Here is a 17,254-nt window from a genome sequence, read left to right on the forward strand (position 1 = left end):
CACGGGGGACCGTGTGGGAGAGTAGGTCGCCGCCGAACAATTCGTTGCCGTGGTCCCCGGGATTTCGTCCCGGGGACCACGGCATTTTTGCGTTGTGTCACCGGGAGTTCACGTGGCACCGCCAGCATCGCCGTCATGGGGACGACGACACTGGGCAGCACGCTGCGGTCGAAACTCGAAGAGCAGCGCATAGGCGTCGGGGACGAAGTCGTCGTTCCTGCCTACTGCGGTAGCGAGGTGGCGGCCGCTGTGAAGGCGACGGGGGCATCGCCCGTCTTCGCCGACATCGACCCGGGGAGCCTCTGCCTCGATCCCGCCTCCGTCGCCGAGGTCCTGTCCGAACGGACCGCTGCCGTGCTCCCCGTGCACCTCTTCGGGCACCCTGCCGACATGGTCTGCCTGCGCGCGTTGGCGCAGAAGCACGGGGCGCAGGTGATCGAAGCCGGCGAAGGAGGCGCGGTTTCCTCGATGGAGACCGCGCGGCGCCGGCAGCACGCGGAATTCCTGAGCGAACGATTGAACGGCGTGATGGTTCCGCGGGTCGCGACCGGGGTGCGGCACGGGTACGAGCAGTACGTGGTCCGGATCCCGGGGAACGGACGACCCGACCGGGATGCCTTCAAGCAGGCGCTGAGGGCGCGCGGCGTGCCGTGCCACGTGCCGGTGAAGACGCCCCTGTACCGGCTGCCGGAGTTCCGGGCGGACGTCTGGTTGCCCGAGAGCGAGCGAGCGGCCGGTGAGTGTCTGGCGCTGCCGCTGGACGCGGCGATGACCCGTCGTGAGCTGCAGCGGATCGTCTCGGCCTGCAATGCGCTGGGCGGGCTGCTGATGGAGCCGGCCTGCTGAGCGGTCGAGTCTCCGAGGCCCGGGGGCGGGGTGGTCGGAGAGGCCGCGGACTTCGGGTATGATCTATCCCGTTGCCGCGCCCCAATAGCTCAGTCGGCAGAGCGTCTCCATGGTAAGGAGAAGGTCTACGGTTCGATTCCGTATTGGGGCTCAGTGAAGTGATGACGATGAGGCCCCCGCCGGAAGGCGGGGGCCTCATCGTCATCCGTCCCCTTCCGCTCCCGCGTCGGTCACTCGGGAACACGCATGGCGAGGATCGCCATGTCATCGGAAGGCGCGTCGGCGGCGAAGCGTTCCACGGCCCGCATGATGCGAGCGGCGACGGCCCCCGCGGTCAGGCCCGTACAGGTGGTGAGGACATCGGCGAGACCGTCGTCCCCCAGCATGCGGGAGCCCTCCCGCCGCTCGGTCACCCCGTCGGTGACGCACAACAGCACGTCGCCGGGATCGAGGGTCAGCGTCTCCTCGTACAGCTCCAGGTCCTCCAGCACACCGAGGAGGGGCTGGGGTTCGGCGGCCGGCTCGACGCTGCCGTCCTGGCGCAGGCGCAGAGGCAGCGGATGGCCGGCGCAGACGATCTTGAGAGTCGCGCCGCCCTCGGGCTTCGGCCACAGCTCGCCGTAGAGCAGGGTCAGGAAGCGGCTGCGGGACCCCTCGTCGAGGATCGCGGCATTGAGCCGCTCCAGGACCGCCGGGCCGCCGAAACCCTCACGGGCCAGAAGACGCAGCGCGTGGCGGGCCAGACCGGTGACCGCGGCCGCCTCGGGACCGGTTCCGCAGACGTCGCCGATGGCGAAGCCGTACGCGCCGTCGCGGATGGGGAAGATGTCGTAGAAGTCGCCGCCGACCTCGTTGCCCTCGCCCGCGGCACGGTAGATCACCTCCACCTCGACACCGGGGACCTCGGGCAGCTCGGGCGGCAGGAGGCTGCGCTGGAGGGACTGGCTGATGGCGGTCCGCTCGCTGTACAGCCGGGCGTTGTCGAGGGCGAGAGCGGCCCGGCGCGAGAGGTCCTCGGCCAACTCCAGGATCTCCTGGCGGAACCGTTCCTCGGTCGGCTTGCCCAGCGTCAGCATGCCGATGACACGGTTGCGGGCCACCAGCGGCAGCACCACCGTCTCCCCGCCGACCGCCGCCGCGGTGGCGAGAGTGGTGCCGGTGACGCCGGCGGAGGGGCGGTCGCCGGAGAGGCCGGTCTGGTCCAGCCCCAGGCTGCGCAGAGAGGTGCGCAGGGCGGCGGAGTGCGCCGCGTCGCCCGGGGCGGTCCACACCCGGGCGCCGGGCGTGGGCACCGGGTCGGGCGGGGGAACCTTGGCGAGCAGCGCCTTGAGGCCGTCGATGCGGTCCTCGTCCTCGTGGAGTACGTAGGAGAGCTCGGGTTCGGAGGACTGGTCGGCGATGGTGTAGACGGCACACCAGGAGGCGAGGGTGGGAACCGTCATCTGGGCCATCAGGGCGAGCGTCTGGTCGCGGTCGAGGGTGCCGGCGAGCAGGTCGGAGGCCTCGACGAGGAAGGAGAGCGAGCCGCGGCGCAGCCGTTCCAGCTCGGTCAGCCGCGCGGACTCCACGGCGAGCGCGATCCGGTCCGCGGCGAACTGCAGGCGGAGCGCCTCCTCGTTGGTGTAGCGGCCGGGGGCCTCGGCGGAGACGCCCAGGGAGCCGGTCAGCCGTCCCTCGACCTTCAACGGGACGGTGACCACCGAGCGCATGCCCGTCCCCTCCAGCAGGGGAACCGCCCCCGGCACCGCGGCGAGGTCCTCGTGGACCGAGGGCATCCGGGCCGACCCGTACCGGCCGGTGCCGGCCTCCACCGGGACGCGGGCGAAACGCTGCCGGGCGGACGGCAGTCCGGTGGTGGCGCGGACCTCGAGCTCGGTCTCGTCGTCCGTGGCCAGCAGGAGGAAGGCGGCGTCGCCGTCGAGCATGTCCCGGGCGCGCTCGACGGTGCGCTGGAGGAGGCCGTCCAGATCGTCCGGTGGAGGCGAGCCGATGAAGATCTCGAAGGGATCGGCGGAGCGCTCACGGCTCTCGGAGGTGTTCGTGGTGTCGGACGCCGAACCGCGCGCCGGGGACTGCAACACCGCGCGTTCGTGGTCGCGCACCAGCAGGCAGACGGTGGAGGGCTCGCCTCCTGCGTCGCGGACACGCAGGTGGGAGGCGTAGACCGGGATCGTGCGGCCGTCGGCACCGCGGATGCCGTACGAACCCTCCCAGCGGGAGAGGGCCAGGGCCTCGGCGATACCGGTGCCGATGCCGGGGGTCTGGGGCCAGGCCGTCAGATCGGTGAGCGGTTTGCCGACCACCTGCTCGGAGGTGTAGCCGAACAGTTCGTGCGCGTCGCCGTTCCAGGAGGAGACGGCGCCGCCGCTGTCGACCTGCACCACGGCGACACGCACCCGGGCGTCGGCGACGGGCAGGGCGCTGTCGGGGAGCACGGGACCGGCGCTGCGGGTGCCGACCGGCCGTTCCGGGAGGTCGAGCCGGAACCAGACGCGCTTGTCGGTGGCGGTGTACTCCACGCCCCAGCGGTCGGCGAGCGAGGAGCACAGCAGCAGGCCGCGTCCCCCCTCGCGGTCGGGATCGCCGTAGTGGCGCCCCAGGTCCTGGACGGGCAGCCCCCGGTCGGGGTAGCGGTCGACGACCTCGACGCGGACACTCCCCTCGCCGTCGTGCAGGCACAGGACGTCGGCGGCGGTTCCGGCGTGGACGACGGCATTGGTGACCAGTTCACTGGTGAGGACCACGGCGTCGTCGATCACCTCCGCCAGACCCCAGCCCTGGAGGGTGTCCCGCACGAAGGCGCGGGCAGCCGCCACCGAGCGTCCGACCGGCTCGAAGGTAGCCGCAGCTCGCGCCGTGATCACTGTTCTCCCCATGGCTCTGTTGTCGGAGTTGTCGGAGTTGCCGGAACTACCGGAGTTGCCGGAGTTGTCAGAGGTGCCGGAGGCATTGGAGCTGCCCGCGTCGCAGGAGCCGCCGGCGCCGTCCTTGCGCGCCGGTGCCGAAGGTGTGCGCTGGGCGCCCACCGCCGCCGCGGTCAGCCCTTGTCCGGCACTCGCCTCGTCCACCGCAGCGCCCCTCCGTCGCCCGTCGTGACCACGTGCCGTCGCGGCCCCGGGGGGCCGGGGCGGATGGACGGCCGGATGCCAGGTTACTTACGTTCACGGTGCGAGCGGGCCCCGGATACGAGTGTTTCCCCCTTGAGGCGATCGGTCGGCGGTGTGCGATGCTGCCGAACTGTTATCGCCAGGTTCCACCATGGTGAAACACTGGGAGAGCTCGAAGGGAATGCCCGGGCGGAACGTTCGATCCAGCGGGAGGGACACGGTGCAGTCTGGCGGAGCGGCGCGAGGCGCCAGCACGCGCACGAGGAGTGGACGGTCCCGGGCGAGCGGGACGATCGAGGTGGACGCGGCCGCGGTCAACCGGCTGCTGAACGCTCTCGAGGCGATGCGGGACGGGAACTTCCGCAAACGCCTCACCGTGGCCGGGGACGGCCCGATGGCCGAGATCGCGGCCGTCTTCAACGAGGTCGCCGACCGCAACCTCCACCTGACCAGTGAGCTGGCCCGGGTGCGCAGGGTGGTCGGCAGGGACGGCAAGCTGACCGAGCGGCTGGAGACCGGGGCCTGCGAGGGCGCCTGGGCCGCGGCCATCGACGCGTCGAACGCGCTGGTGGACGATCTGGTGCGGCCCGTCTCCGAGGTGGGACGGGTGCTGTCGGCGGTGGCCGAGGGCGACCTGGAGCAGCGGATGGACCTGAGGGTCCAGGGTCCGGACGGGACGACGCACCCACTGCGGGGCGAGTTCCTGAAGGTGGGCCGCACGGTCAACGGACTGGTCGACCAGCTCTCCACGTTCACCGACGAGGTGACGCGCGTCGCCAGCGAGGTCGGCACCGAGGGCAAGCTGGGCGGACAGGCCCGGGTGCGCGGCATGTCCGGTTCCTGGAAGGACCTGACGGACTCCGTCAACACCATGGCGTCCCGGCTCACCGCGCAGGTGCGGGACATCGCGCTGGTGACGACGGCGGTCGCCAAGGGCGACCTCTCCCGCAAGGTCACCGTGCACGTGGCCGGCGAGATGCTGGAGCTGAAGAACACCGTCAACACGATGGTCGACCAGCTCTCCGCCTTCCAGTCCGAGGTGACGCGCGTCGCACGCGAGGTCGGCACCGAGGGCCAGCTGGGCGGCCAGGCCCGGGTACCCGGCGCGGGAGGCGTGTGGAAGGACCTGACGGACTCCGTCAACACCATGGCGGGCAACCTCACCTCCCAGGTGCGCGAGATCGCGCGGGTGACGACGGCGGTGGCCAACGGCGACCTGTCGCAGAAGGTGACGGTGAACGCGCGCGGCGAGGTGGCGCAGCTCGCCGACACCATCAACACGATGACGGAGACGCTGCGGACGTTCGCCGACGAGGTGACGCGGGCCGCGAGCGAGGTCGGCACCGAGGGCATCCTCGGCGGACAGGCGCAGGTGCCCGGTGTGGCCGGCACCTGGAAGGACCTGACGGACTCGGTGAACACCGCGTTCCGCAACCTCACCGCCCAGGTGCGGGACATCGCCCAGGTGACGACGGCGGTGGCCAACGGCGACCTGTCGCAGAAGGTCACCGTGGACGTCTCCGGCGAGATGCTGGAGCTGAAGAACACCGTCAACACGATGGTGGACCAGCTGTCCTCCTTCGGTTCCGAGGTCACCCGGGTGGCCCGGGAGATCGGCGTCGAGGGCGAGCTGGGCGGCCAGGCGCAGGTGCCCGGCGCGGGAGGCGTGTGGAAGGACCTGACGGACTCGGTGAACACCGCGTTCCGCAACCTCACCGCCCAGGTCCGCAACATCGCCCAGGTGACGACGGCGGTGGCCAACGGCGACCTGTCGCAGAAGGTCACCGTGGACGTCTCCGGTGAGATGCTCCAGCTGAAGAACACCGTCAACAGGATGGTCGATCAGCTGTCGTCGTTCGCCGAGCAGGTGACCCGGGTGGCCCGTGAGGTGGGCACCGAGGGGCGGCTGGGCGGCCAGGCCCGGGTCGACGGCGTCTCCGGCACCTGGAAGGACCTGACGGACTCCGTCAACTCCATGGCGGGCAATCTGACGGCCCAGGTCCGCAGCATCGCCCAGGTGACGACGGCGGTGGCGCGCGGTGACCTGTCGCAGAAGATCGAGGTCGATGCGCGGGGCGAGATCCTGGAGCTGAAGAACACCCTCAACACGATGGTGGACCAGCTGTCGTCGTTCGCCGAGCAGGTGACCCGGGTGGCGCGCGAGGTGGGCACCGAGGGGCGGCTGGGCGGCCAGGCGCAGGTGCCCGGTGTGGCCGGCGTGTGGCGCGATCTGACGGACTCCGTCAACGGCATGGCGGGCAATCTGACGGCCCAGGTCCGCAATATCGCCCAGGTCGCGACGGCGGTGGCGCGCGGTGACCTGTCGCAGAAGATCGAGGTCGATGCGCGGGGCGAGATCCTGGAGCTGAAGAACACCCTCAACACGATGGTGGACCAGCTGTCGTCGTTCGCGGAGCAGGTGACCCGGGTGGCGCGCGAGGTGGGCACCGAGGGCATCCTCGGCGGACAGGCCGAGGTGGAGGGCGTCTCCGGCACCTGGAAGGACCTCACCCAGTCCGTCAACGGCATGGCGAACAACCTGACCTCCCAGGTCCGCAACATCGCCGAGGTGACCACCGCGGTCGCCCGGGGCGACCTCTCCAAGAAGATCACCGTCGACGCCAAGGGCGAGATCCTCGCCCTGGTGACGACCGTCAACACGATGGTGGACCAGCTGTCGTCGTTCGCCGAGCAGGTCACCCGGGTGGCCCGTGAGGTGGGCACCGAGGGCATCCTCGGCGGACAGGCCCACGTGCCGGGTGTCACGGGCATCTGGAAGGACCTCAGCGAGAACGTCAACCTGATGGCGTCCAACCTGACGGGCCAGGTGCGCAACATCTCCCAGGTGGCGACGGCGGTGGCCAACGGCGACCTGACGAAGAAGGTCACCGTCGAGGCGCGCGGCGAGGTGGCCCAGCTCGCCGACGCCGTCAACACCATGGTGACGACGCTGTCGTCGTTCGCCGACGAGGTGACCCGGGTGGCGCGCGAGGTGGGCACCGAGGGCATTCTCGGCGGACAGGCCCACGTGCCCAGGGTGTCGGGCACGTGGAAGGACCTGACGGAGTCCGTGAACTCGATGGCCTCCAACCTCACCGGCCAGGTCCGCAACATCGCGATGGTCACCACCGCGATCGCCAAGGGCGACCTCACCAAGAAGATCGACATCCAGGCCCGGGGCGAGATCCTGGAGCTGAAGACCACCATCAACACGATGGTGGACCAGTTGTCGTCGTTCGCCGAGCAGGTGACCCGGGTGGCCCGTGAGGTGGGTACCGAGGGGCGGCTGGGCGGCCAGGCCCGGGTCGACGGCGTCTCCGGCACCTGGAAGGACCTCACCGAGTCGGTGAACGAGATGGCGGGCAACCTGACCCGCCAGGTGCGCGCGATCGCCGCGGTCGCCGCCGCGGTGACCCGCGGCGACCACAACGTCAAGATCGACGTGGATGCCGCGGGGGAGATCCTGGCACTCCAGGACAACATCAACACCATGATCGCCACCCTGCGCGAGACCACACTCGCCAACCAGGAGCAGGACTGGCTCAAGGGCAACCTCGCCCGCATCTCCGGTCTGATGCAGGGCCGCCGCGACCTGGAGGACGTGGCGAGCCTGATCATGAGCGAGCTGACCCCGGTGGTCTCCGCCCAGCACGGCGCCTTCTTCGTGGCCGCCCCGACCGGCAGCGGCTCGGAGATCGGGGTGGGGGCGGACGAGGACGGCTCGTACGAGCTGCGGTTGATCGGCAGCTACGGCTACTCCCCGAGCACCATGCCCACCACCTTCCGTCCGGGCGAGTCCCTGGTCGGCACCGCGGCGGAGGAGAGGCGCACGGTCCTGGTCGAGCACACGCCGCCCGGCTACCTGAAGATCTCCTCCGGGCTCGGCGAGGCGCCGCCCGCCCACGTGATCGTGCTGCCGCTGCTGTTCGAGGACAGGGTGCTCGGCGTCATCGAACTGGCCTCCTTCCAGCCCTTCACCCAGATCCAGAAGGACTTCCTGAGCCAGATCGCCGAGATGATCGCCACGAGCGTCAACACGATCAGCGTCAACACCAAGACCGAGCTGCTGCTGAAGCAGTCGCAGGAACTGGCGGAGCAGCTCCAGGAGCGCTCGATCGAGCTGGAGAGCCGGCAGCGGGCGCTCCAGGCGTCCAACGAGGAGCTGGAGGAGAAGGCCGAGCTGCTCGCCAAGACCAACCGCGACATCGAGATCAAGAACTCCGAGATCGAGGACGCCCGGCAGGTCCTGGAGGAGCGCGCCGAGCAGCTCGCGGTCTCGATGCGCTACAAGTCGGAGTTCCTGGCGAACATGTCGCACGAACTGCGCACCCCGCTCAACTCGCTGCTGATCCTCGCCAAGCTGCTGGCCGACAACGCCGAGGGGAACCTGACCCCCAAGCAGGTGGAGTTCGCCGAGACGATCCACGGAGCGGGCTCCGACCTGCTGCAGCTGATCAACGACATCCTCGACCTGTCCAAGGTCGAGGCGGGCAAGATGGACGTCAGTCCGACCCGCATCGCGCTGGTGCAGCTCGTGGACTACGTGGAGGCGACGTTCCGGCCGCTCACCGCGGAGAAGGGGCTCGACTTCTCGGTGCGGGTCTCGCCCGAGCTGCCCCCGACGCTCCACACCGACGAGCAGCGGCTGCTGCAGGTGCTGCGCAACCTGCTGTCGAACGCGGTGAAGTTCACCGACAGCGGCGCGGTGGAGCTGGTGATCCGCTCGGCCAAGTCGGACGTGCCCGAGTCGATCCGCGAGCAGATGCTGGAGTCCGGCTCGCTGCGCGATCCGGACGCCGACCTGATCGCGTTCTCGGTGACCGACACCGGCATCGGCATCGCGCAGAGCAAGATGCGCGTGATCTTCGAGGCCTTCAAACAGGCGGACGGCACGACCAGCCGCAAGTACGGCGGCACCGGGCTGGGCCTGTCCATCAGCAGGGAGATCGCGCGGTTGCTCGGTGGCGAGATCCACGCGGTCAGCGAGCCGGGCCGGGGGTCGACCTTCACCCTCTACCTGCCCCTGACGTCGGCCGAGCCGTCGTCCCAGGGCTACGCGCAGGCCGGCGGTCCGGAGACCGCGGGCCCGCGGACCGCCGAGGGCGAGCCCGGAGCGGGGGAGGAGGCGGACACGCTGGACGTGCCCGCTTCGGAGCGGGCCGCCGCGGAGCTCGCCTCCCGCCGCCGCACGGTGTCCCTGCCGGAGAAGCAGCCGGCGCGGCAGGACGGGGACCGCCCGGGTGCGGAGGCGGCACGGCCGGACGGCGACCGGGCGGCGCAGGGGCGCCGTCCTGGCGCCTTCAACGGCGAGAAGGTGCTCATCGTCGACGACGACATCCGCAACGTCTTCGCGCTCACCAGCGTGCTGGAGCAGAACGGCCTGCAGGTGCTCTACGCCGAGAACGGGCGTGAGGGCATCGAGGTGCTGGAGCAGCACGACGACGTGGCGCTCGTGCTGATGGACATCATGATGCCCGAGATGGACGGGTACGCCACCACCTCGGCGATCCGGAGGATGCCGCAGTTCGCCGGGCTGCCGATCATCGCGCTGACGGCCAAGGCCATGAAGGGCGACAAGGAGAAGAGCATCGACTCGGGGGCCTCGGACTACGTCACCAAGCCGGTGGACACCGATCACCTGCTGTCCGTCATGGCGCAGTGGATGCGCGGGAAGTGATGTGCGATGGTTCCGGGGGTCGGCAGCCGGTGCGCCGGCCCCCGGGGTGCATTACGTGTGAAGTGCTGTATTCGGGGAACCTTCGGGTCTCTCGCAGCGTTTCACCTACGTGCACAGTGACATCTCGGTGACAGGGTGTGGTGGGCCGCGAGGTGGGGCTACCATGACCGGCACAAGAACGGGCGGCGCAAAGGAGTCGTTGCCAGTGGCGGCGTCCAGGGCGCTGCCGGGGCGAGGAGGACGGGCCATGGTGCAGAAGGCCAAGATCCTCCTGGTCGATGACCGGCCGGAGAATCTGCTGGCGCTGGAGGCCATCCTCTCCGCGCTGGACCAGACGCTGGTGCGGGCATCGTCAGGGGAGGAGGCGCTCAAAGCGCTGCTCACGGACGACTTCGCGGTCATCCTGCTGGACGTGCAGATGCCGGGGATGGACGGTTTCGAGACCGCCGCCCACATCAAGCGGCGCGAGCGCACCCGGGACATCCCGATCATCTTCCTCACCGCGATCAACCACGGCCCGCACCACACCTTCCGCGGCTACGCGGCCGGTGCCGTCGACTACATCTCCAAGCCGTTCGACCCGTGGGTGCTGCGGGCGAAGGTGTCGGTGTTCGTCGATCTGTACATGAAGAACGTCCAGCTCCGCGAGCAGGCGGCGCTGCTCCGGCTCCAGCTGGAGGGCCGGAGCCCGGACGAGGACGGCGCCAAGGGGCCCTCGGGGCTGCTGGCGGAACTCTCCGCGCGCCTGGCCGCGGTGGAGGAGCAGGCCGAGGCGCTCTCCAAGCACCTGGACGAGTCGGCGGACGCGGCGGCGGTGGCCACGGCGGCCCACCTGGAGCGCAAACTCAGCGGCCTGCGCCGGGCACTTGACGCGCTGGACCCCGGAAACGGCGGGCGGACGACCTCGCTGCCCTCGCAGAACTGACGGGGGGCGGACCGGTCCGCCCGTCCGCGCCGGCACCTGGCGGGGTGTCACGTCCGATCCGCCGACGGCGCGTCCGTCCCACCGGTCCCGCGGGTGCCCGTGTCCGGTGGGTCCCTCGCGGGTAATCTCGGCACCATGGCCTCACGTACGTCCGGCAAGGCCGCCAAGAAGGCGCCAGCGAAGAAGGCTTCGGTCAGAAAGCCCCCGGCATCGAGGTCCGCCGCGCCCAGGAAACCACCGGCGAAGAGAGCGGCGGCGAAGAAGGCGCCCCCGAAGCCCGCGCCGTCGCCCACCAACGGCGTCTACCGTCTGGTCCGCGCCCTGTGGCTCGGTCTCGCCCACACAGTCGGCGCGCTGTTCCGCGGGATGGGCCGCGGCGCCAGAGGGCTGGACCCGGCGCACCGCAAGGACGGGGTCGCCCTGCTGCTGCTCGGCATCGCCCTGGTGGTCGCGGCCGGAACCTGGTCCAGCCTGGACGGCCCGGTCGGCGATCTGGTCGAGATCCTGGTGACCGGCGCCTTCGGACGTCTGGACCTGCTGGTGCCGGTGCTCCTGGGCGCCGTCGCCGTGCGGCTGATGAGGCATCCGGAGAAGCCGGAGGCCAACGGACGGATCGTCATCGGGCTCTCCGCGCTGGCCGTCGGCGCGCTGGGGCTGGTGCACATCGCCTGCGGCGCGCCGGGGCGCGGCGAGGGCGACGAGGCGGTGCGGGACGCGGGCGGCATGATCGGCTGGGCCGTCTCCAAACCCCTGATCTTCACCGTCGGCGAGGCGCTGGCCGTCCCCCTGCTGCTGTTGCTGACCGTCTTCGGGCTGCTGGTCGTCACCGCCACGCCCGTCAACGCCGTCCCTCAGCGGCTGCGGCAGCTCGGCGTGCGGCTGGGGGTGGTGGCGGACGACGGGCAGCGGCGCGGGGCGTACGCCGAGTACGCCGAGCATGACGAGTACGGCGCGTACGGCGACCCGGAGGAGGAGCCCCGTCCGCCGCGCAGGGCGAATCTCCGCAAGGGGGGCGACGACGCGTTCCAGGCAGAGAAGAAGGCGCTGGACAGCCGTCGCCGCTCCCGCCGCTCCGCGTCCGCCGACGGTTCCCCGGACGCGGTGGACGTGGCCGCGGCCGCGGCGGCCCAGCTGGAGGGGGCCGTCCTGCACGGCGTCCAGCCCTCGCCGCTGGTCGCCGACCTCACCAGCAGGGTCAGGGCCGACCGGGAGGAGCGCGAGCGCACCGGCAGTCCGACGGCTCCCACGGTTCCGGAGGCGCAGAAGGCTCCGGTCCCCGGAGGCCCGGGGGCGCCGGAGACCGGGCGGGGTGCGGTGCCGGACCTCACCAAGACGGTCGCCGAACCGGCCGGGCCCCTGCCGCCGCGTGCCGAGCAGCTCCAGCTGGCGGGGGACGTCACCTACACCCTGCCCCCGCTGGACCTGCTGCGGCGCGGCGGTCCGGGGCGCACCCGCAGTGCCGCCAACGACGCGGTCGTCGCGGCGCTGACCAACGTCTTCTCCGAGTTCCGGGTGGACGCGGCCGTCACCGGCTTCACCCGCGGCCCGACGGTCACGCGCTACGAGGTGGAGCTGGGGCCGGCGGTGAAGGTCGAGAAGATCACCGCCCTCGCCAAGAACATCGCCTACGCCGTCGCCAGCCCGGACGTGCGGATCATCAGCCCGATCCCCGGCAAGTCGGCGGTCGGCATCGAGATCCCCAACACCGACCGGGAGATGGTCAACCTCGGCGACGTGCTCCGCCTGGCCGAGGCCGCGGGCGACGACCACCCGCTGCTGGTCGGCCTCGGCAAGGACGTCGAGGGCGGCTACGTCACGGCCAACCTGGCGACGATGCCGCACATCCTGGTGGCCGGCGCGACCGGGTCCGGGAAGTCGTCCTGCATCAACTGCCTGATCACCTCGGTCATGGTCCGCGCCACTCCGGAGGAGGTCCGGATGGTGCTGGTGGACCCCAAGCGGGTCGAGCTGACGGCGTACGAGGGCATCCCGCACCTGATCACCCCGATCATCACCAATCCGAAGAAGGCCGCCGAGGCCCTCCAGTGGGTCGTGCGCGAGATGGACCTGCGCTACGACGACCTGGCCGCCTACGGCTTCCGGCACATCGACGACTTCAACGCCGCGGTGCGCGCGGGCAAGGTGAAGGCGCCGGAGGGCAGCGAGCGGGAGCCGGCCCCGTACCCCTACCTGCTGGTCATCGTGGACGAGCTGGCCGACCTGATGATGGTCGCGCCGCGCGACGTGGAGGACGCGATCGTGCGGATCACGCAGCTCGCGCGGGCCGCGGGGATCCACCTGGTGCTGGCCACACAGCGTCCCTCCGTCGACGTCGTCACCGGTCTGATCAAGGCGAACGTGCCCTCGCGGCTGGCCTTCGCCACGTCCTCCCTGGCCGACAGCCGGGTCATCCTCGACCAGGCGGGCGCCGAGAAGCTGATCGGCAAGGGCGACGGGCTCTTCCTGCCGATGGGTGCCGGGAAACCCACCCGCATGCAGGGCGCCTACGTCACCGAGGAGGAGGTCGCGGCCGTCGTGGGGCACTGCAAGAAGCAGATGAACCCGGTCTTCCGCGACGACGTCCTGACCGGCCAGGGCAGGAAGAAGGAGATCGACGAGGAGATCGGCGACGATCTCGACCTGCTGTGCCAGGCGGCCGAACTGGTGATCAACACGCAGTTCGGCTCCACCTCGATGCTCCAGCGGAAACTGCGTGTGGGGTTCGCGAAGGCGGGCAGGCTGATGGATCTCATGGAGTCCCGGGGGGTGGTCGGTCCCAGCGAGGGGTCCAAGGCCAGAGACGTGCTGGTCAAGCCGGACGAGCTGGACGACGTGTTGGCGATGATCCGCGGCGAAACTCACTCGTAAGGGTGAGAGGGACAACCGTTTCCCCTGGTTAAACGTCAACTTGGAGGAGGGCGCGGTTATGTGTCCATCCCGGGGCGGCAGGGCCGTCCCTATGGCGGACAGACCCCCTCCGCCCGCTTGCCCCACCCTTCCGTCCCCCCTCTAGACTGAATATCCAGCAGGTGGCTACACGCTCGAAAGGCGCCCCCGTGTCCATCGGCAACTCCCCCTCGGAAGACCGGCCTTCCGTCGGTCAGGCGATCCAGCAGGCCCGTATCGACGCGCGACTGACGGTGGACGAGGTCAGCGCGACCACCCGCATCCGCGTCCCGATCGTGCACGCCATCGAGCAGGACGACTTCTCCCGTTGCGGAGGCGACGTCTACGCGCGCGGCCACGTCCGCACGCTCGCCCGGGCCGTAGGCCTCGACCCGGACGAGCTGGTGGCCCAGTACGAGGCCGAGCACGGCGGACGTCCGGCCCCGACACCGGCGGCCACCCTCTTCGAGGCGGAGCGCATCCGCCCCGAGCCGAGCCGCCCCAACTGGACCGCCGCCATGGTCGCCGCGATCGTGGCGGTGGTCGGCTTCGTCGGCTTCACCCTTTTCAGCGGCGGCGACGAGCCGTCGAACACCCCGGTGGCCCAGGAGGACGTCCCCGAGTCCGCCGACCGGCCCGACCCGGCCAAGCCCGCCGATCCCAAGCCGGAGCCGTCCGTCTCCGAGAGCGCCATCGCAGCCGCCCCGGCGGACAAGGTCACGGTCAAGCTGGTCGCCGAGGGCGGCGACAGCTGGATCTCGGCCGAGGACCACAACGGGCGGCTGCTCCACGAGGGCGTGCTGGAGGACGGGGACTCGAAGACCTTCACCGACGACAAGCGGATCGACCTGGTGCTCGGCAACGCCGGAGCGATCAGCCTCTTCGTCAACGGCAAGGAGGTCGACAAGGTCGGCGAGGCCGGCCAGGTGCAGCGCGTCAGCTACACCAAGGGCGATCCCGAGCAGGGGTGACCAAACCCTGACGGCGGGAGGGGCGGCGGGGACGAAGTAGGCTGAGTCCATGCCCGAACGCCGTACCGTCGCCCTCGTCACCCTTGGCTGCGCACGTAACGAGGTGGACTCGGAGGAGCTCGCGGGCCGTCTGGCGGCGGACGGCTGGGAGCTCGTCGAGGACGCCGCCGAAGCGGACGTCGCCGTCGTCAACACCTGCGGCTTCGTCGAAGCCGCGAAGAAGGACTCCGTCGACGCCCTGCTGGAGGCCAACGACCTCAAGGACCACGGGCGGACCCAGGCCGTGGTCGCCGTCGGCTGCATGGCGGAGCGCTACGGCAGGGAACTGGCCGAGGCGCTCCCCGAGGCCGACGGGGTGCTCGGCTTCGACGACTACGCCGACATCTCCGAGAGGCTGAGGACCATCCTCGCCGGGGGCGCGCACGTCCCCCACACCCCGCGCGACCGGCGCAAGCTCCTGCCCATCAGCCCGGTCGAGCGCCAGGGCGCCGCCGTCGCGCTGCCGGGCCACGGCGATGCCGGTGACGTCGGCGACGCCGCGGCGACCGCCCCCGCCGACCTCCCCGACGGGGTGGCCCCCGCCTCCGGCCCCCGGGCGCCGCTGCGGCGCAGGCTGGGGAGCAGCCCGGTCGCCTCGGTGAAACTGGCCTCCGGCTGCGACCGCCGGTGCTCGTTCTGCGCCATCCCCTCCTTCCGCGGCGCCTTCGTCTCCCGCCGCCCCTCGGACGTGCTGGCCGAGACCCGGTGGCTGGCCGAGCAGGGGGTGAAGGAGGTCATGCTGGTCTCCGAGAACAACACCTCCTACGGCAAGGACCTGGGCGACATCCGGCTGCTGGAGACGCTGCTGCCGGAACTGGCCGCCGTGGACGGCATCGAGCGGGTCCGGGTGAGCTATCTGCAGCCCGCCGAGATGCGGCCGGGACTGATCGACGTCCTGACCGGAACCGAGAAGGTCGCCCCCTACTTCGACCTCTCCTTCCAGCACTCGGCCCCGGGCGTGCTGCGGGCCATGCGCCGCTTCGGCGACACCGACCGCTTCCTGGAACTGCTGGACACCATCCGCTCCAAGGCCCCGCTGGCGGGCGTCCGGTCGAACTTCATCGTGGGCTTCCCCGGGGAGAGCGAGGCGGACCTCGCCGAGCTGGAGCGGTTCCTGACCGAGGCGAGGCTGGATGCGATCGGCGTCTTCGGGTACTCGGACGAGGAAGGTACCGAAGCGGCGACCTACGAGGACAAGATCGACCCGGAGGTGGTGGCCGAACGTCTGGCCCACATCTCACGGCTCGCCGAGGAGCTGACCGCGCAGCGCGCGGAGGAGCGCATCGGCGAGACCGTACGGGTGCTGGTCGAGTCGGTGGACGAGGAGGACGGCCCGGTGGGACGGGGGGAGCACCAGGCCCCCGAGACCGACGGGCAGGTCTTCCTCACCGGCTCCTCGGAGCTCTCCGTGGGACAGATGGTCGAGGCGAAGGTGGTGGCGACCGAGGGTGTGGATCTCGTTGCAGAGCCGCCCCCGAACATCGCACGGGAGCGGCCCCAGAGTGAGGAGGCGGGAACATGACGGACATCCACGCCTCCACGGCGAGCGGTGGACCTGTGGTGAGACCGAAGAGCGGCCCGAAGAGCAGCGCTGCCGGCAAGGTGAGCCTGTGGAACATCGCCAACATCCTCACCATGGTGAGGCTGCTCCTGGTGCCGGCCTTCGTGGTCCTGATGCTCGCCGAGGGAGGACACGACCCCGCCTGGCGCTCCCTCGCCTGGGCGGCCTTCTCCATCGCCATGATCACCGATCTCTTCGACGGCGAACTGGCGCGGCGGTACGACCTGGTCACGGACTTCGGCAAGATCGCCGACCCGATCGCGGACAAGGCGATCATGGGAGCGGCGCTGGTCTGCCTCTCCGCCCTCGGCGACCTGCCCTGGTGGGTGACGGCCGTGATCCTGTTCCGGGAGATCGGCATCACCGTGATGCGTTTCTGGGTGATCCGGCACGGCGTCATCCCGGCCAGCCGCGGGGGGAAGCTGAAGACCCTCGCCCAGGGGATCGCCGTGGGGATGTACATCCTGGCGCTGACCGGGCCGCTCGCCACACTGCGCTGGTGGGTGATGGCCGCGGCCGTGGTGCTGACGGTCGGTACCGGCCTGGACTACGTACGGCAGGCGGTGACCCTGAGGCGGGCGGGACTGGCGGCGGAGCGCGCCCATGAGCAGTGACGCCACCACCGCGCAGGTGTTGAAGCTGCTGGCGGACCGGGGCCAGACCGTCGCGGCCGCCGAGTCGCTGACAGGAGGACTGGTCTCCGCCGAACTGACGGAGGCCCCCGGCGCCTCGGTCACCGTGCGGGGTTCGGTGACCGCCTACGCCACCGCCGTCAAGCACGAGGTGCTGGGCGTGGACGGGCCCCTGCTCGAGGAGCGGGGCGCGGTCGACGCGGATGTGGCCCGCCGGATGGCGGAAGGGGTCCGGCGGCTGCTGGGCGCGGACTGGGGCGTGGCGACGACGGGGGTCGCCGGCCCCGAACCCCAGGACGGGCAGCCGGTCGGCAGGGTCTACGTGGCGGTCGCGGGACCGGGAGGGCCGGAGCGGGGCCCCCGTGCCGTGGCGCGGCGACTGGACCTGGACGGCGACCGGAAGGAAATCCGCGACGCGAGTGTCCGTGCGGTTATCCGGCTGCTCTTGAGCGAACTCATGGAAAATGCGGCGACAAAGGATACGGAACACAGTGGGGGGAATGGATGTTTGCAGCCCTGAGTGAACACAGCATCGCTCCCCGCACGGCCGCGGCTGTAGGCGGTACGGTGGGGCATGAAGGATCCGGGTCAGCGGTCCTAGGAGGGAGCC

At 70.8% G+C, this 17,254-nt stretch carries 9 protein-coding genes and 1 tRNA gene; 9 read left to right on the forward strand and 1 reads right to left on the reverse strand.

From position 1 onward, the window contains the following. Positions 1–135: 135 nt before the first annotated feature. Entirely contained in the window at positions 136–846 is a 711-nt protein-coding gene (locus tag ABD358_RS12930; RefSeq protein ID WP_344631100.1) for a DegT/DnrJ/EryC1/StrS family aminotransferase, read from the forward strand. Between the two features lie 78 nt (positions 847–924). Further along, a tRNA-Thr gene (locus tag ABD358_RS12935) sits at positions 925–997 on the forward strand. Positions 998–1,076: 79 nt separating this feature from the next. Here ABD358_RS12935 and ABD358_RS12940 read toward each other — a convergent pair. Then, positions 1,077–3,722: a SpoIIE family protein phosphatase gene (locus ABD358_RS12940; protein ID WP_344631234.1), complete on the reverse strand. Its 2,646-nt coding sequence runs from the start codon at positions 3,720–3,722 to the stop codon at positions 1,077–1,079. 451 nt (positions 3,723–4,173) lie between these two features. Here ABD358_RS12940 and ABD358_RS12945 point away from each other — a divergent pair, with 451 nt between their 5' ends. The 7 genes from ABD358_RS12945 (at position 4,174) to ABD358_RS12975 (ending at position 17,164) form a co-directional block, all read left to right on the forward strand. Beyond that, positions 4,174–9,630 (forward strand): HAMP domain-containing protein, encoded by a 5,457-nt coding sequence (locus ABD358_RS12945; RefSeq protein WP_344631101.1) that lies wholly within the window; start codon positions 4,174–4,176, stop codon positions 9,628–9,630. Between the two features lie 247 nt (positions 9,631–9,877). Then, the gene (locus ABD358_RS12950; protein ID WP_344631102.1) at positions 9,878–10,555 is read left to right on the forward strand and encodes a response regulator; all 678 of its coding nucleotides are present in this window, start codon (positions 9,878–9,880) and stop codon (positions 10,553–10,555) included. Positions 10,556–10,690: 135 nt separating this feature from the next. Continuing rightward, positions 10,691–13,423 carry a DNA translocase FtsK gene (locus ABD358_RS12955; RefSeq protein ID WP_344631103.1) on the forward strand — a complete coding sequence of 911 codons (2,733 nt, stop codon included), beginning with the start codon at positions 10,691–10,693 and terminating at the stop codon, positions 13,421–13,423. Positions 13,424–13,611: 188 nt separating this feature from the next. Beyond that, positions 13,612–14,412: a helix-turn-helix domain-containing protein gene (locus tag ABD358_RS12960; protein ID WP_344631104.1), complete on the forward strand. Its 801-nt coding sequence runs from the start codon at positions 13,612–13,614 to the stop codon at positions 14,410–14,412. Between the two features lie 49 nt (positions 14,413–14,461). Then, the gene (gene rimO, locus ABD358_RS12965; protein ID WP_344631105.1) at positions 14,462–15,973 is read left to right on the forward strand and encodes a 30S ribosomal protein S12 methylthiotransferase RimO; all 1,512 of its coding nucleotides are present in this window, start codon (positions 14,462–14,464) and stop codon (positions 15,971–15,973) included. Next, positions 15,970–16,626 (forward strand): CDP-diacylglycerol--glycerol-3-phosphate 3-phosphatidyltransferase, encoded by a 657-nt coding sequence (pgsA, locus tag ABD358_RS12970; RefSeq protein ID WP_344631106.1) that lies wholly within the window; start codon positions 15,970–15,972, stop codon positions 16,624–16,626. Before rimO ends, pgsA begins: the two co-directional genes overlap by 4 nt. After that, the gene (locus tag ABD358_RS12975) at positions 16,616–17,164 is read left to right on the forward strand and encodes a CinA family protein (RefSeq protein WP_344631107.1); all 549 of its coding nucleotides are present in this window, start codon (positions 16,616–16,618) and stop codon (positions 17,162–17,164) included. The genes pgsA and ABD358_RS12975 overlap by 11 nt, the downstream gene beginning before the upstream one ends. The last annotated feature ends 90 nt before the right edge of the window (positions 17,165–17,254 follow it).

The sequence above is a fragment of the Streptomyces glaucosporus genome (genome assembly GCF_039533345.1).
Taxonomy (GTDB): domain Bacteria; phylum Actinomycetota; class Actinomycetes; order Streptomycetales; family Streptomycetaceae; genus Streptomyces; species Streptomyces glaucosporus.

Coding starts and splice junctions, on each gene's coding strand:
- ABD358_RS12975 (WP_344631107.1), top strand. CDS start 16,616: ATGAGCAGTGACGCCACCACCGCGCAGGTGTTGAAGCTGCTGGCGGAC.
- rimO (WP_344631105.1), top strand. CDS start 14,462: ATGCCCGAACGCCGTACCGTCGCCCTCGTCACCCTTGGCTGCGCACGT.
- ABD358_RS12955 (WP_344631103.1), top strand. CDS start 10,691: ATGGCCTCACGTACGTCCGGCAAGGCCGCCAAGAAGGCGCCAGCGAAG.
- ABD358_RS12950 (WP_344631102.1), top strand. CDS start 9,878: ATGGTGCAGAAGGCCAAGATCCTCCTGGTCGATGACCGGCCGGAGAAT.
- ABD358_RS12930 (WP_344631100.1), top strand. CDS start 136: ATGGGGACGACGACACTGGGCAGCACGCTGCGGTCGAAACTCGAAGAG.
- pgsA (WP_344631106.1), top strand. CDS start 15,970: ATGACGGACATCCACGCCTCCACGGCGAGCGGTGGACCTGTGGTGAGA.
- ABD358_RS12940 (WP_344631234.1), bottom strand. CDS start 3,722: ATGGGGAGAACAGTGATCACGGCGCGAGCTGCGGCTACCTTCGAGCCG.